This is a genomic window from Streptomyces sp. NK08204, from assembly GCF_020400585.1.
In the GTDB taxonomy this organism is placed as follows: domain Bacteria; phylum Actinomycetota; class Actinomycetes; order Streptomycetales; family Streptomycetaceae; genus Streptomyces.
In genome coordinates this window covers 112,676-127,232 of record NZ_JAINVF010000012.1, presented here as the reverse complement: position 1 = coordinate 127,232, position 14,557 = coordinate 112,676, and the positions used below count along the sequence as shown (strand labels likewise).

Below are 14,557 nucleotides of genomic sequence, written 5' to 3'. Positions count from 1 at the left end.
TCTCGGAGCTGCCGGTCACCGTTCGGCCATGAGCCGGTCACCGTTCGGCCATGGGATCGGCGGGGGGATGGGCGGACGGGTCGGCGGGGAGTTCCCTCCGGGCCGCCGCCTCGCGCAGGGCCGCCCAGCGGGTCTCGCGGGACAGGTCGCCGTGCCAGTCGGGGAGCGGGGTGAACGGGTCGTCGGCGGGGAGGAAGTCGTACAGATCGTCGTCGCTCTCGTCGTCGTCCGTCTGGTCGTACGCGTCGTCGTTCGCCTGGTCCTTTTCTGCGTCCTTCTCTGCGTCCTTCTCTGCGCCCTTCGCGCGGGCGTTCGCGTGGCCTTTCGCGTGGGTGTTCTTGTCGTCGGCCTTGCCCGCGTCCTCGTCCTTGGCGGGCTGGTGAGCGGTACCCGGGGAGGCGAACGGCTTCTCCGCGCGGAGGCTCGCCTTCGTCGGCCCGCCCAAGGTCGCGCCCTTCGCCGGAATCTCGCCCCGCGCCCGCAGGCCCCGTAGCCGCCAGGCCCGCACCGTCAGGGCCACCGGCAGCGCGAGCAGCATGATCCACAGGGCTGTCGCTGCGCCGGTCTGCCACCACACCGGGCCGAAGCGGGCCAGCGCGGCCACGCCCAGCGGACCGCCCGCCAGCTCGGCCAGCACCGCGAGGGCCGCCGCGGCGAGCACCACCGTCAGGAGGACGACCCCGACGGTACGCCCGGCCGACCAGCGGACCGGCGCCGGCTCCCCGGCCCCCGGCCGCCCCACGCCCCCGGGTTCCCCGTGCCCCACACCCCCGGGCTCCCGGCGGCCGGCGCCCTTGGACCCCGGACGCCCCACCGCGCCCCGCGCCACGAACCACCCCGCCGTCACCCCGGCCGCCACGGGCACCAGCGCCGCCGCCCAGTTCAGCGGCGACCCGGCGCCCGGGTCGGGCACCGCCGCAAGCAGGGGGAACGGCGGCAGCAGCGGGGCCGGGTCGGAGGCGAGCGGGTACACCGCATGCCCGGCACCGAGAGCGAAACCGGGGCCGAGGGCGTAGGACGCGGCCCACACCGCCGCGTTCGGGACGAGCGCGATGCCGAGCAGCAGGACGGCGAACCGTCCCGTCCAGCCCTCCGTCAACTGGACGAAGGCCAACCGGGCCACGCCGCCGTGCCACACCAGCGACACACCGACCAGCAGCGCCCCGCCCCCGACGAGCACCGCCGTCGCGGCCCCGGCAGCCCGTGCCGCCGTACCGAGCCGGACTCGCGCGTCCGCCCCGCACACCAGCCGCCGCACCGGCCCCGGCAGCATCACCAGCACGCGCAGCAGCGGACGGCGGGGGCGGCCGTACGCCGACCACACACCGGCGCCCGCCGCGCCCGCCGCGACGAGCGGCAGACATGACGTCACCCCACGCCAGTCGGGCCGCAGTTCGCCGCTGGAGCAGTACAGGGCGACCCCGGAGCCGACGGTGAGGTAGCCGAGCACGACGCCCGTCCACACCGTGCGCGCCGGTACCGGGGGCGGCCCCGCGGCGTCGGCGGGCGGCGCGTCCACCCCGTCCCGGGCCGCCCGGTACAGCAACACCAGCGGGAGCGCGAGCAGCAGCAACGGGGTGACGCCCACGGGCAGGGGGGCGCCGGAGAGCGTGTCGGTGCGGACCAGTTCGACGCCGTGGGCCAGCAGCCAGAGCGCGGCGGCAATGTTCAGCGCACCACCGGGCCCGCTGTCGGGGTACGGCGAGCTGATCCACAGCACCATCACGAGCACGGCGAACGAGCCGACCCCGAGCCCGGCCGCGACCGCGCCGCCCAGCAGGCTGTTGGCCAGTCCGGGCGAGCGGTCGCGCAAGCGGGTGAGCAAGGACGACGACAACGACGACAACGACGACGATCGGCGAGCGGTCAAGGGCATCACGTCAGCCATGCTCCCAACGACACGCGATTTCCCGTTGTAACGGGCGAAGCACCGATGTGTCGCCCAATATATGTTTATGGTATTTTCCGTATGGAGGGGCGCCCGGTGACACTGAGCCCTGCCAGCCCGCTGCCGCCGCCGAAGGAACGTCGACGACTGCGCGAGTCGCGGTCGCTGACGCGGGCCCAGGTCGCCGCGCAACTTGGCGTCAGCCGCGCGACCGTACGCGCCTGGGAGAAGGGCCGTGACACGCCGGGCGGAAGCGCGGGCGAGGCGTATGCGCAGCTGCTGGCCACGTTTGCCGGATGGACGGGTGGTCAGGAACCGACGGACGGCCAGAGGCCGACGGGTGGCCAGGAACCGACGGACGGCCAGAGGCCGACGGGTGGTCAGGGACCGACGGGTAGGCAGGGCCCATCGGACGGTCAGGGACCGGCGGGTAGGCGGGTGCCATCGGACGGTCAGAAAACAGCAGGCGGTCCGAAAACAGCAGGCGGTCAGGAAACACCGGGCAGTCAGGAAACACCGGGCGGTCAGGGACCGATGGCTGGTCGGGGGTCATCGGACGGCCCGGAAACCCCGGGCGGTCAGGAACCGAGCGCCGGTCCCGGGCCATCGATGGCGGACGGGCCGCTGACGCCTGCTCATGCCTTCGATGCGCTGTACGCATTCTGCGCACCCGCCCTCGTACGCCAGACCTACCTGCTCACCGGGCGTCGGGAGCTGGCCCGGGAGGCCGTGGAGCGGGCCTTCCATCTGGCGTGGCAGCGCTGGCCGGAGGTGGCCCGGGACCGGGACCCGGCCGGGTGGGTACGGGCTGCGGCGCACGACTACGCCCTCTCCCCCTGGCACCGGTTCCGCCCGCGCCACCGCGCCCCGGATCCGCCGCCCGCCACCCCCGCCGACCGGGTGCTGCTGCACGCACTGCTGACACTTCCGTCGGCGTACCGGCGCACGCTCGTCCTCTACGACGGCGTCGGCCTCGGCCTGCCGGAGACGGCGGCGGAGACGGAGGCGAGCACGCCGGCCGCCGCGAACCGGCTCACCCACGCCCGCGAGACGCTGGCAGCGCGGCTGCCGGAGCTGGCCGACGCCGCGGCACTGCACCGACGCCTGGCCGAACTGGCCTCCACGGAGCGACTGCGCTCGGCCGAACCGCCGGCGGTGCGCGACGGCAGCGAACGCCGCAACGTGTTCTGGACCCGGGCCGCCATCGCCTTCACGGTCACGATCATCGGCGCGACGACACTCACGCTGCGGACGGCACCGACGCACTACGAACCCCCGATCGCCCCCGCGCAGGCGGTGCAGGGGGTTCCGGCGCCGGTGGCTCTGGGCCCGCTGTCCCAGGCCCAACTGGCGCTGCGGACGAAACTGCAGCGATCGCAGGGGCGCGGCCCGGACAGGCTGCTGCCGCTGGCGAGGTGAACGCGTGTGGCCGCAGGGCAGTCGCGAGCGAGAACGCCGGTAGGCCCGCCCGGGCAACGGGACGGGCCTACCGGCGTTCAGCCAAGGCGCTACGGCCTGTCGGCGTTCAGCCAGGTGCTCAGGCGCTGAGGATCTCGCGCGCGAGCTTCGCCGTCTCGGTCGGGGTCTTGCCGACCTTGACACCGGCGGCCTCGAGGGCCTCCTTCTTCGCCTGGGCCGTGCCGGAGGAGCCGGAGACGATGGCGCCGGCGTGGCCCATGGTCTTGCCCTCGGGAGCGGTGAAGCCCGCGACGTAGCCGACGACCGGCTTGGTCACGTTCTCCTTGATGAACGCAGCCGCGCGCTCCTCGGCGTCGCCACCGATCTCACCGATCATGACGATCAGGTCGGTCTCGGGGTCGTTCTGGAAGGCGGCCAGGGCGTCGATGTGCGTGGTGCCGATGATCGGGTCACCACCGATGCCGACGGCGGTGGAGAAGCCGATGTCACGCAGCTCGTACATCATCTGGTACGTCAGCGTGCCGGACTTCGAGACCAGGCCGATACGGCCCGGCTTCGTGATGTCGCCCGGGATGATGCCGACGTTCGACTGGCCCGGGGTGATGATGCCGGGGCAGTTCGGGCCGATGATGCGGGTCTTGTTGCCCTTCTTGCCGACGTACGCCCAGAACGCGGCCGTGTCGTGCACGGCGATGCCCTCGGTGATGACGACGGCCAGCGGGATCTCGGCGTCGATGGCCTCGACGACCGCGTCCTTGGTGAACTTCTCCGGCACGAAGATGACGGAGACGTTGGCGCCGGTCTTCTCGATGGCTTCCTTGACGGTGCCGAAGACGGGTACCTCGGTGCCGTCGAAGTCCACGGTCGTGCCCGCCTTGCGCGGGTTCACGCCGCCCACGACGTTGGTGCCGTCGCCGAGCATGAGCTTCGTGTGCTTCATGCCGGTGGCGCCCGTCATGCCCTGGACGATGACCTTGCTGTCCTTGTTGAGCCAGATAGCCATGGTGTGTTGTGTCCTCGTCCTGAGTGCTTACTTGGCGGCGTGGGCCAGCTCGGCGGCCTTGTCGGCCGCGCCGTCCATGGTGTCGACGCGCTGCACCAGCGGGTGGTTGGCGTCGGTGAGGATCTTCCGGCCCAGCTCGGCGTTGTTGCCGTCGAGACGGACGACGAGCGGCTTCTCGACCTTCTCGCCGCGGTCCTCCAGGAGCTTCAGGGCCTGGACGATGCCGTTGGCGACCTCGTCGCAGGCAGTGATGCCACCGAAAACGTTGACGAACACGGACTTGACGTCCGGGTCGCCGAGGATGATCTCCAGGCCGTTCGCCATCACCTGGGCGGAGGCGCCACCGCCGATGTCGAGGAAGTTGGCCGGCTTGACGCCGCCGTGGTTCTCACCGGCGTACGCGACGACGTCCAGGGTGCTCATGACGAGACCGGCGCCGTTGCCGATGATGCCGACCTCACCCTCGAGCTTCACGTAGTTGAGGTTCTTCTCCTTGGCAGCGGCCTCGAGCGGGTTGGCCGCGGCCTTGTCGTGGAGCTCCTCGTACTCGGGGTGACGGAACTCGGCGTTGTCGTCCAGCGAGACCTTGCCGTCGAGGGCGATGACGTCACCGGAGGCGACCTTCGCGAGCGGGTTGACCTCGACGAGGAGGGCGTCCGACTTGATGAAGGTGTCCCACAGCTTGATCAGGACGTTGACGACCTTGTCCGCGACCTCGGCCGGGAACTTGGCGGCCTCGACGATCTCGCGGGCCTTGGCCTCGTCCACGCCGTCGATCGGGTCGATCGGCGTCTTGGCGACGGCCTCCGGACGGGTGGCCGCCACCTCCTCGATCTCCATGCCGCCCTCGACGGAGGCGATGGAGAGGAAGGTGCGGTTCGCACGGTCGAGGAGGTAGGAGACGTAGTACTCCTCGAGGATCTCCGGAGCGGTCTCGGCGATCATGACCTTGTGGACCGTGTGGCCCTTGATGTCCATGCCGAGGATGTCCGTCGCGCGGGCAACGGCCTCGTCCGGGGTGGCGGCGAGCTTCACGCCACCGGCCTTGCCACGACCACCGACCTTCACCTGCGCCTTGACGACGGACTTGCCGCCCAGCCGCTCGGTGATCTCGCGCGCCGCCTCAGGCGTGTCGATGACTTCACCGGCCAGCACCGGTACATCGTGCTTGGCGAAGAGGTCCCTCGCCTGGTACTCGAACAGGTCCACGCGCTTCCGTCCCTATCAGTGATCTCGCGGTTCGTTGGATGCGTGGGCGTGCCGCGAAGGGCAACGTGACGTCCGCTGTCACTAGGGAGGCGCACACGGTGTCCGAGCGCGCGGCATGTCCGTCTCGCAGGTTATCTCTGCTTGCGTGGGGGCTCTAAATCGCGAGTCACACCCGAGCGGTGATACCTGTCACATGATGCCGGGATGGCTGACACAGCGTGCCACCGTGTGGGTGACGTACGCCCTGTCTTCGCCGGTCTTCGCCGGTCTTCATCGGCCTTCGCCGGTCTTCATGGGTGTTCGATCGATGTGCGAGACCACCGGGCCGGGGTTCACCCGGTGAGACCTCAGGGCCGCGGGGCACCGGCCGGACGAACCGACGGCGGCGTTCGGCCGTCCGGGTCCACCTGGCCACCGCGGAGCCGTTCGGGGCGCTCAGCCCCGTGCCGGGAGCCGGAGGTCAGGGCCGGGGCGCTGCCCAGGGGCACCCAGCGGGCGATCCGCTCGGTACCGGTCCCCACGTGCCCGGCCGACGGGCCCGCGGCCTCCTGCACCGCGCCGCCGAGGCCGTACGCGAAGCCCCCGGCACGCTGCGCGAGTGGTCCGTCCGGCCGCGCCGGTGACCCCGGCGACGAAGGACCTGGCCTCAGTCGCCACGCCGTACGCCAGCCCGGCCGCACCGTCAGCCCGGCCGCACCGTCAGGGCGGCACCCGGCCGGTCCGCCTCGGCGGAGAGCCCGGCCGGCCCGGTGACGCACGCCGCACGCCTGCGAGTGTTTACCGATGGGTAGCCACGTCCTTTTCGGGTCCCCGTCACACCGCGTCCGGTATCGGCAGCGGTCGTTTCTCGATGGCCGCCGCCATCACCTCGGGGAACAGGTCGGGCGTGCAGGCGAACGCCGGTGCGCCGAGCGCCGCGAGTGCCGCGGCGTGCTCCCGGTCGTAGGCGGGCGCGCCCTCGTCGGAGAGGGCGAGCAGGGCGACGAACTGCACTCCGGACGCCTTCATGGCCGCAACCCGCTTGAGCATCTCGTTGCGGATGCCGCCCTCGTAGAGGTCGCTGATCAGCACGACGACCGTGTCCGCGGGCCGGGTGATCCGGGACTGGCAGTACGCGAGGGCCCGGTTGATGTCGGTGCCCCCGCCGAGCTGGGTGCCGAAGAGCACGTCGACGGGGTCGTCGAGCTGATCGGTGAGGTCCACGACCGCCGTGTCGAAGACGACCAGCCGGGTGCTGAGCGACCGCATGGAGGCGAGCACCGCCCCGAACACGGACGCGTAGACCACGGACGCCGCCATCGACCCTGACTGGTCGATGCAGAGGACGACCTCCTTCTTCACGGACTGCGCGGCCCGCCCGTACCCGATGAGCCGTTCGGGCACGACCGTGCGGTACTCGGGGAGGTAGTGCTTGAGGTTGGCCGCGATGGTGCGGTTCCAGTCGATGTCGTGGTGACGCGGGCGCTGGATGCGCGCGCTGCGGTCGAGGGCGCCGGTGAGGGTGGCCCGGGTGCGCGTGGCGAGCCGTTTCTCCAGGTCCTCGACGACCTTGCGCACGACCGCCCGTGCCGTCTCCTTCGTCGTCTCCGGCATCGCCTTGTTGAGCGAGAGCAGCGTGCCGACCAGGTGCACGTCGGCCTCCACCGCCTCCAGCATCTCCGGTTCCAGCAGCAGGGCGGAGAGCCCGAGCCGGTCGATGGCGTCGCGCTGCATGACCTGGACGACGGAGGAGGGGAAGTAGGTGCGGATGTCACCGAGCCAGCGCGCCACGGACGGTGCCGAGGCACCGAGGCCGGCCGAGCGGTCCCGCCCCGCCTGCGTCTTGGCGTTCTTGTCGTAGAGCGCGGCGAGGGTCCCGTCCATCGCCGCGTCCCGGCCGGACAACGTGCACCCGGTGCCGTCCGCCTGGTCGCCGCCGAGCACCAGCCGCCAGCGCCGCAGCCGCTCCCGCGCCAGGTCGCCGGGGGCGGTGAGCGTCGCCGCGACGCTGCCGGTGCCGGTGTCGTCGGCGGTGATGCCGGCGGCGGTGTCGGCGGCGGTGCCCGCATGCGTCGTGATCGGGTCGGTTGTCTCGGTTGTCATGTACCCACCCCCGCGAGGCAGTTGTCGTCGGCCGTCTCCGGCTCGGTGTCGTCCAGGCCGAGCAGCAGCCGCAGCACCGGCAGCACGGCCTCCGCGCGCTCGGCGTCGGCTTCCTCGGCGAAGCCGGGCGTCGCGCCCTCATCCCTGGTCCGGCCGCTCGCCTGCCCCGGGCCGCGCCGGACCAGTTCGCCCAGGGTGCGGCGCACCCCGGGCTCGTACGCCGAGAACGTGCGCCGCAGGAGCGGCAGTACGTCGGTGAACGCCTCCGCCGGCACCTCGGTCAGCCAGGTGTCGACCAGGCCGAGCAGCCGTTCGTCGTGCACCAGCAGCATGCCGCCCCCACCGCCGACGAAGCCTTCGATCCAGGCGGCGGCGTCGGCAGGCGGTGTCCCCGGCGACAGCACGAGGCCCATCAGGCGTGCCGCCTCCCCGGGCTCCAGTTCCCCGTCGTCCAGCAGCAGCCGCACCGCCCGCCCCCGCACGACTCCGGGCACGGTGTCCCGCAGGGCCAGGGCGCGCAGCACGGCACGCCACCGGCTGCGCAGGTCACCGTGGGCCCCGGCGAGGCCGTCGGCCGGGGTCTCCGCGAGCAGCCCGACCGCCGTGTGCACGGCGTCCACGTGGCCGCGCATCTCGTCCGCCGCGTCCGCGCCCAGCGCGGCGCAGGCCGGGGGCAGGCCGACGAAGATCCGCTCGGCGAGGCCCGCCGCGACCTCGGCCAGCGCGCCCGTGTCGGTGCCCCGCACATCGCCGTACCGCAGGGATCGGACCAGGGCGGGCAGCGCCTGGGCGAGCTGACCGACGTCCGTGTCGAGGGCCGCGCGGTCGGCGAGCACCCGCATCACCCTGGGCAGCGCGTCCGGCAGGCCGGCGAGCAGGCACTGCTCGGCGAGGGCGGTGACCTCCGCGAGTGTCTGCGCGGCCGTCGCGTCGGCCTCCGCCTTGGCGGTGGCCGCGGCGAGTACGGTCGTCCCCCACACGCCCGCCTCGGCGACCCGCACGGACAGCTCCGGCTCCCAGCGCAGCCGCCAGGTCTCGCGGAACGTACCGGTGCTGCCCCGCGACCGCGCGGGCTCCCCCCAGCCGACGCCGAGCAGCCGCAGCCGGTGCAGCAGCCTGCTGCGGCCGGCGTCGGTGTCACCGCGCAGGTCCAGTTCCAGCTCGCGCTCGAGCGCCTCCGGCTTGAGCCGCAGCGAGCGCTGCTGCCGTCCCAGGTCGCGCTGCAACGGCACGGCGGGGGCGGTCTCCGGGACCTCTCCGAGCACGTCCCCGACCACCAGCCTGTCGTGCACCAGGGCCAGCGGTACGTCGGAGCCGTCGCACATCACCGCGCGTACGGCGTCGGTGGTCTCGCTCAGGCCGGGCAGCGGGCGCCCGCGCATCGCCGCCAGGGTCCCGGCCAGCCGCACCGCCTCGATGACATGCGCGGACGACACGATCCGGTCCTCCTCGCGCAGCAGTCCGGCCACCTTGGTCAGCCAGCGCTCGACCGGCCGGTCGGGGGCGCGGAACAGATGCCCGTACCAGCCCGGGGAGTCGATGCCCGCGCCGTACCCGCTCGACCGGGCCAGCCGGCGGTGCGTCCACGGCACCCAGGTCAGGTCCGCCTTCACTTTGGGCAGCCCCTTCAGCAGCGCCCGGTCGGCGGTGACGGTGGCCCTCGCCCGCAGCGCGGGCACGTGCCAGGCGCCGCACACCACGGCCACCCCGTCCCGGAACTCCTTGCGTGCCGCGCGCAGTCGGAGCCGCATGTGCGCCTCCCGCACCAGGTCCCGGGGCCGCCCGCCGGCGCCGTACCGCTCGCGCAGTGCGCCCATCGCCTCCTCCAGGGCGGCGAACGGTGCGAACGGAGCGCGCTCCCCTGGGCCCCGGTGCTCGACGACGTCCTCCCACCACCGTTCGGGGTCGTCGTACCCGGCGGCCTCGGCGAGGACCGCGAGCGGATCGACCCGAAGTTGCTCCTCGGCGACGATGCGGGACTCGGGGGGCGCGGAGGGTTCGAGGGGCTCCTGGGGTTTTGGGGACTCCTGGGGTTCGCTTTGAGGCTCTGGGGGTTGAAGTCGGGGCTCTGGGGACTCGGGGTGTCCGGCGGCTTCCCCGTCCGTCTGCCACGCCAGCGTGTGCACGGCCGGCAGGTCGATGAAGCGGGCCGGGACCCCGTGGTCGAGGGCCCAGCGGATCGCGACCCATTCGGGGCTGAACTCGGCGAGCGGCCAGAACGCCGAGCGGCCGGGCTCGTCCACGGCGTGGGCGAGCAGGGCGACCGGGGGCCGCATCTCCGGGTCGGCGGCCAGCGGGATCAGCGCGTCGGCCTCCGGCGGGCCCTCGATCAGTACGGCGGCGGGGCGGGCGGCGTCCAGGGCGGCGCGTACCGCGCGAGCGGAGCCGGGCCCGTGGTGCCGTACGCCGAGGAGCAGCGGTCCCGGGCCGTATGCCTCGCTCCCTGCGGGGTCGTTCATCCGCTCACCTCCCGGCACGCGCGGTAGAAGTCCTTCCAGCCGTCGCGCTCGCGGACGACCGTCTCCAGGTACTCCTGCCAGATGACCCGGTCGGCCGCCGGGTCGCGGACGACGGCGCCGAGGATCCCGGCGGCGACGTCGCCCGGCCGCAGCACGCCGTCGCCGAAGTGGGCCGCCAGGGCCAGCCCGTTGGTGACGACGGAGATGGCCTCGGCGGTGGACAGGGTCCCGCTCGGCGACTTCAGCTTCGTGCGGCCGTCGGTGGTGATGCCGTCGCGCAGCTCCCGGAAGACGGTCACGACCCGGCGGATCTCGTCGATGCCGTCGGGCGCAGCCGGCAGGTCGAGGGAACGGCCGATCTGCTCCACTCTGCGGGTGACGATGTCGACCTCGGCGTCGGGACTCTCCGGCAGCGGCAGCACCACGGTGTTGAAGCGGCGGCGCAGCGCGCTGGAGAGGTCGTTGACGCCACGGTCCCGGTCGTTGGCGGTGGCGATGAGGTTGAAGCCGCGGACCGCCTGCACCTCCTCGCCCAGCTCCGGGATCGGCAGGGTCTTCTCGGAGAGGATGGTGATCAGCGTGTCCTGCACGTCGGCCGGGATGCGGGTCAGCTCCTCGACCCGGGCCGTCATGCCCTCCGCCATGGCGCGCATGACGGGGCTGGGCACGAGGGCGCCCCGGCTGGGGCCGTGCGCGAGGAGCTGGGCGTAGTTCCAGCCGTACCGGATCGCTTCCTCGGGGGTGCCGGCGGTGCCCTGTACGAGCAGGGTGGAGTCGCCGCTGACGGCAGCCGCCAGGTGTTCGGACACCCAGGTCTTGGCGGTGCCGGGCACGCCGAGCAGGAGCAGGGCGCGGTCGGTGGCGAGTGTGGTGACGGCCACCTCGACGATGCGGCGCGGGCCGACGTACTTGGGTGTGATCACCTGCCCGTCCGGCAGGGTGCCGCCGAGCAGATAGGTCGCCACCGCCCACGGCGACAGTTTCCAGCGGGCCGGGCGTGGGCGGTCGTCCTGGGCGGCCAGCGCGGCGAGTTCGGCGGCGAAGGCGCGCTCGGCGTGCGGTCGCAGGGCCTCGCCCGCGGATGCGGGTGCGGATGCTGACGGGCCCGCGTTCGCGGGCGCGGAGTGGTGCTGGCTCGGTTCGACGGACGTGGCGTCCACGGACACGGACATGGCTGAGGCCCCCTCCAGCTCGGCCGGTACGACATCTGCCATCCACCGTGCACCACACCACTGACAATCGCCGTGACCTGCACAAACGCGCTTGCAGGGCCGATTGTCAGTGGGGGGATCTACCGTCGTTGGCATGACTCAGCAGGGGGTGCGCTGGACCGCGGAACAGGTGCTGGCGCTGGCGCCTGACGCCGCGTCACGCAAGGCGGGAAGCAAACTGGGCGCGGCCGGACCGTGGTCGGGGACCGGGAGTTGCGGAGAGGGGACGGTGTGGGGACTGTGCAAGGGCAGTGGCGGCAGGCCGTACCAGACGGTGGTGGACCTGACGGACGCGGCCGGCCCCGGATACAAGTGCACGTGTCCGAGCCGTAAGTTCCCTTGCAAGCACGCGCTCGGGCTGCTGTTGCTGTGGGCGGGTGACGGCGGCGCGGAGAGCGCCGTGCCCAGTCCGGCGGACCCGCCGGACTGGGCCGAGGAGTGGCTCTCGGGCCGGCGCAGACGGGCGGAGAGCAAACGGGAGAAGGACGGCGGGACTTCCTCCTCCGGACCGGCTGATCCGCAGGCGGCTCGACGTCGGGCGGAGCGGCGGGCCGAGCGGATCACGGCGGGGGCGACCGAGCTGGAACAGCGCCTGGCCGACCTGCTGCGCGGCGGCCTCGCCTCCGCCGAGCAGGCCGGGTACGGGATGTGGGAGGAAGCGGCGGCCCGCATGATCGACGCCCAGGCGCCCGGACTGGCCGCCCGGGTGAGGGAGTTGGGGGCGATACCGGCTTCCGGTCCGGGCTGGCCGGCCCGGTTGCTGGAGGAGTGCGCCCTGCTCCACCTGCTCGACCAGGGCTGGCTGCGCCGCGACCGGCTGCCGGACGCCCTCGCGGCCACGGTGCGCTCCCGGCTCGGCCTGCCCGCCCCGGCGGACGGCCCGGCGGTGCGCGACCACTGGCTGGTCCTCGCCCAGTACGACACGGTGGACGCGAAGCTGACGACGCGCCGGGTGTGGCTGTACGGTGCCGGGTCCGGCCACACCCGGCTGCTCCTTTCCTACGGCGCGGCCGGCCGCGCTCCCGAGCTGTCACTGCCGGTCGGACTGGCGCTGGAGGCGGAGCTGTCCGCGTATGCGGGAGCCGGGCAGTCGCGGGCCGTCCTGGGCGAGCAGTTCACCCGCCCCGCGCCGGCCGGCATCCGCCCGCCGGGCGTGAGTACGGACGAGGCCGCGGCCCGCTACGGCGAGGCCCTGCGCGCCGACCCCTGGCTGGAGTCGGTCCCCGTCACCCTGGACCGGGTCGTGCCGGCCCCGGGCGGCGAGCCGGGCTCCTGGCAACTGGCGGACGCGGACACGGACACGGCACTTCCGCTCACCCCGGCCGCCCGCACCCGCCCCGGCCTGTGGCGGCTGGTCGCCCTCTCCGGCGGCGCCCCCGTCAAGGTCTTCGGCGAATGCGGCCACCGCGGCTTCACCCCGCTCACGGCCTGGCCGCAGGGTCCGGGCGAGGCGGTGACCCTGTGCTGAAGGACCACCCGTCAGCCACCCTCACAGACCCTCAACCGCACCGGAAGGGACGGTCATGAACGGGCTCACGGCCGCCACGGCGTCCACGACACCGGCGTCCACCGCCACGGCATCCACCGCGACGGCGTCCACCGCACCGGCGCCCTCCTGGGACGACCTCCTCACCGCGGCCCTGCTGGGCACCGACCGGCGGCCGGTGCCCGACGGCGGACCCGGCGTGCGGGCACCCGGCCGGGAAGCGCCGCTCGCGCTGCTGGACATGGCCGCCCTGGCGACCGTACGGCGGCGGGCGGGCCTGCGCGCCGCGCGGGCCGCACGGCGGCCGGAGCCGGCGCCCGAGGATCCGCGCCCCGCCCTGCCGCGGGCCGCGGCGCACAGACTCGCGACACTGCTGGCCGGCCGTTCCGCAGGGGCGGGCGGTGGCCGCCGGGGCAGTTCCCCCGACCTGATGGAGCTGCTCCCGCAGTGGCTGGCGGCGGCAAACGCCCGCGGGTACGCCGCACCCCCGCAGGCGCTGCCCGCCCTGCTGGACGCGGCCCGGGGCCGTACGGACCTGCGCCCGGCGGCGCTGGCGTTCGCCGGGCCGCGCGCGCTGTGGCTGGCCCGGCTGAACCCAGACTGGCGGTTCGCGCTGCGCGCCGCTGCCGGTGGCGGTGCGGTCCTGCCCGACCTCGGCGACGAGGAGGCGGTCCTGCGGCTCTGGCAGGAGGGTCTGTTCGCCGAGCGGGTCGCCCTGCTGGGCGCGCTGCGGGATCGTATGCCCGACTCCGCGCGGGAGCTGCTGGCGGCGACCTGGGCGACGGAGCGGGCGGAGGACCGGCTGATGTTCCTCGACTCGCTGCGCACGGGCCTGTCCGCGGCCGACGAGCCCTTCCTTGAAGAGGCGTTGGACGACCGCAGCCGTAACGTCCGCTCCACCGCGGCTGAGTTGCTGTCCACACTGCCCGAATCGGCGCTCGCCGCGCGCATGGCGGTACGGGCCGCCGGGTGCGTGTCCCTCGATCCCATGGCGGACGCACCCGCGATCGCGGTGGAGGCCCCCCTCAAGTGCGACACCGGCATGGAGCGGGACGGTGTGACGGCCAAGCCCCCCACCGGCAGAGGGGAACGGTCGTGGTGGTTGGGCCAGTTGGTGGAGGCGGCGCCGCTCGGCACCTGGCCCAGGCGGCTGGGCGGACGCACACCCCAGGAGATCGTGGCGCTGCCGGTGACGGACGGCTGGCAGGGCGAGCTGCACGCGGCCTGGTGCCGGGCGGCCGTGCGGCAGCGCGACGCGGAGTGGTCGAAGGCGCTGCTCGGCTCTCCGTCGGCACCGGAGGCCGGCGGGCCGGGGGCGGTGTCCCTGGCGGAACGGGCGAAGCTGCTCGGCACGCTGCCGCCCGGGGAGCGGGCCGAATGGGTGGCCGGGTTCATCGCGGCGCACGGCCTGTCGGAGGCGTTCCAGCTGCTCGGGGTGTGCGCGGTCCCCTGGGCGCCACCGCTGGGCCGGGCCGTGGTGGACGCCCTCGACATCGCGCGGGACGCGGGCAGTTACCCCTGGAGTTTCAGCGGGGTCATGGGCCTGGCGGAGCGCTGCCTGGACCCGGCCGAGGCCGCCCGCCTGGACGGCCTGCTGGCGATACCGGACGAACGCGAGGACGCCTCGCCGGGGGCCGGGGGGTACTGGACGGAGGCGTTCTTGAGGCTGGTCACGACCTTGCGGCTGCGCGCGGCGATGGCCGAGGAGCTCGAACCGGCCGACAGCCGCTGAGCACGCCGGTCGCCCTGCCGGCTGCCCTGCGCGAGCTGCCTGCCCTACGCCTCCGCAGTGCCGTACGG

The 14,557-nt window shown here is 73.7% G+C and carries 9 protein-coding genes; 3 read left to right on the top strand and 6 right to left on the bottom strand.

Features of this window, described 5'->3' with window-relative positions; translation table 11 throughout:
• Window positions 1-37 precede the first annotated feature (37 nt).
• Window positions 38-1,888 carry a DUF6350 family protein gene (locus K7G59_RS20045; protein ID WP_225836102.1) on the bottom strand — a complete coding sequence of 617 codons (1,851 nt, stop codon included), beginning with the start codon at window positions 1,886-1,888 and terminating at the stop codon, window positions 38-40.
• An 81-nt stretch (window positions 1,889-1,969) separates the two neighbouring features.
• Between K7G59_RS20045 and K7G59_RS20040 the strand changes: the two genes are divergently transcribed.
• Window positions 1,970-3,307, top strand: a complete 1,338-nt coding sequence (locus K7G59_RS20040) for a helix-turn-helix domain-containing protein (protein WP_374114256.1) — start codon at window positions 1,970-1,972, stop codon at window positions 3,305-3,307.
• Window positions 3,308-3,425: 118 nt separating this feature from the next.
• Here K7G59_RS20040 and sucD read toward each other — a convergent pair whose 3' ends face one another.
• The 5 genes from sucD to K7G59_RS20015 all read right to left on the bottom strand — a co-directional run bounded on the left by sucD (window position 3,426) and on the right by K7G59_RS20015 (window position 11,232).
• The gene (gene sucD, locus K7G59_RS20035) at window positions 3,426-4,310 is read right to left on the bottom strand and encodes a succinate--CoA ligase subunit alpha (RefSeq protein ID WP_225836097.1); all 885 of its coding nucleotides are present in this window, start codon (window positions 4,308-4,310) and stop codon (window positions 3,426-3,428) included.
• Window positions 4,311-4,337: 27 nt separating this feature from the next.
• Complete coding sequence (sucC, locus tag K7G59_RS20030) at window positions 4,338-5,519, bottom strand: ADP-forming succinate--CoA ligase subunit beta (RefSeq protein ID WP_225836095.1); 1,182 nt, start codon at window positions 5,517-5,519, stop codon at window positions 4,338-4,340.
• A gap of 813 nt (window positions 5,520-6,332) precedes the next feature.
• Window positions 6,333-7,601: a VWA domain-containing protein gene (locus tag K7G59_RS20025; RefSeq protein WP_225836094.1), complete on the bottom strand. Its 1,269-nt coding sequence runs from the start codon at window positions 7,599-7,601 to the stop codon at window positions 6,333-6,335.
• Window positions 7,598-10,060: a DUF5682 family protein gene (locus tag K7G59_RS20020; RefSeq protein ID WP_225836093.1), complete on the bottom strand. Its 2,463-nt coding sequence runs from the start codon at window positions 10,058-10,060 to the stop codon at window positions 7,598-7,600. Before K7G59_RS20020 ends, K7G59_RS20025 begins: the two co-directional genes overlap by 4 nt.
• Window positions 10,057-11,232, bottom strand: a complete 1,176-nt coding sequence (locus K7G59_RS20015) for an AAA family ATPase (RefSeq protein WP_225836241.1) — start codon at window positions 11,230-11,232, stop codon at window positions 10,057-10,059. Before K7G59_RS20015 ends, K7G59_RS20020 begins: the two co-directional genes overlap by 4 nt.
• A 133-nt stretch (window positions 11,233-11,365) precedes the next feature.
• Between K7G59_RS20015 and K7G59_RS20010 the strand changes: the two genes are divergently transcribed.
• Window positions 11,366-12,739, top strand: coding sequence for an SWIM zinc finger family protein (locus K7G59_RS20010; protein WP_225836092.1), 1,374 nt, complete (start codon window positions 11,366-11,368; stop codon window positions 12,737-12,739).
• Window positions 12,740-12,794: 55 nt separating this feature from the next.
• Window positions 12,795-14,489, top strand: coding sequence for a DUF5691 domain-containing protein (locus K7G59_RS20005; protein WP_225836091.1), 1,695 nt, complete (start codon window positions 12,795-12,797; stop codon window positions 14,487-14,489).
• The last annotated feature ends 68 nt before the right edge of the window (window positions 14,490-14,557 follow it).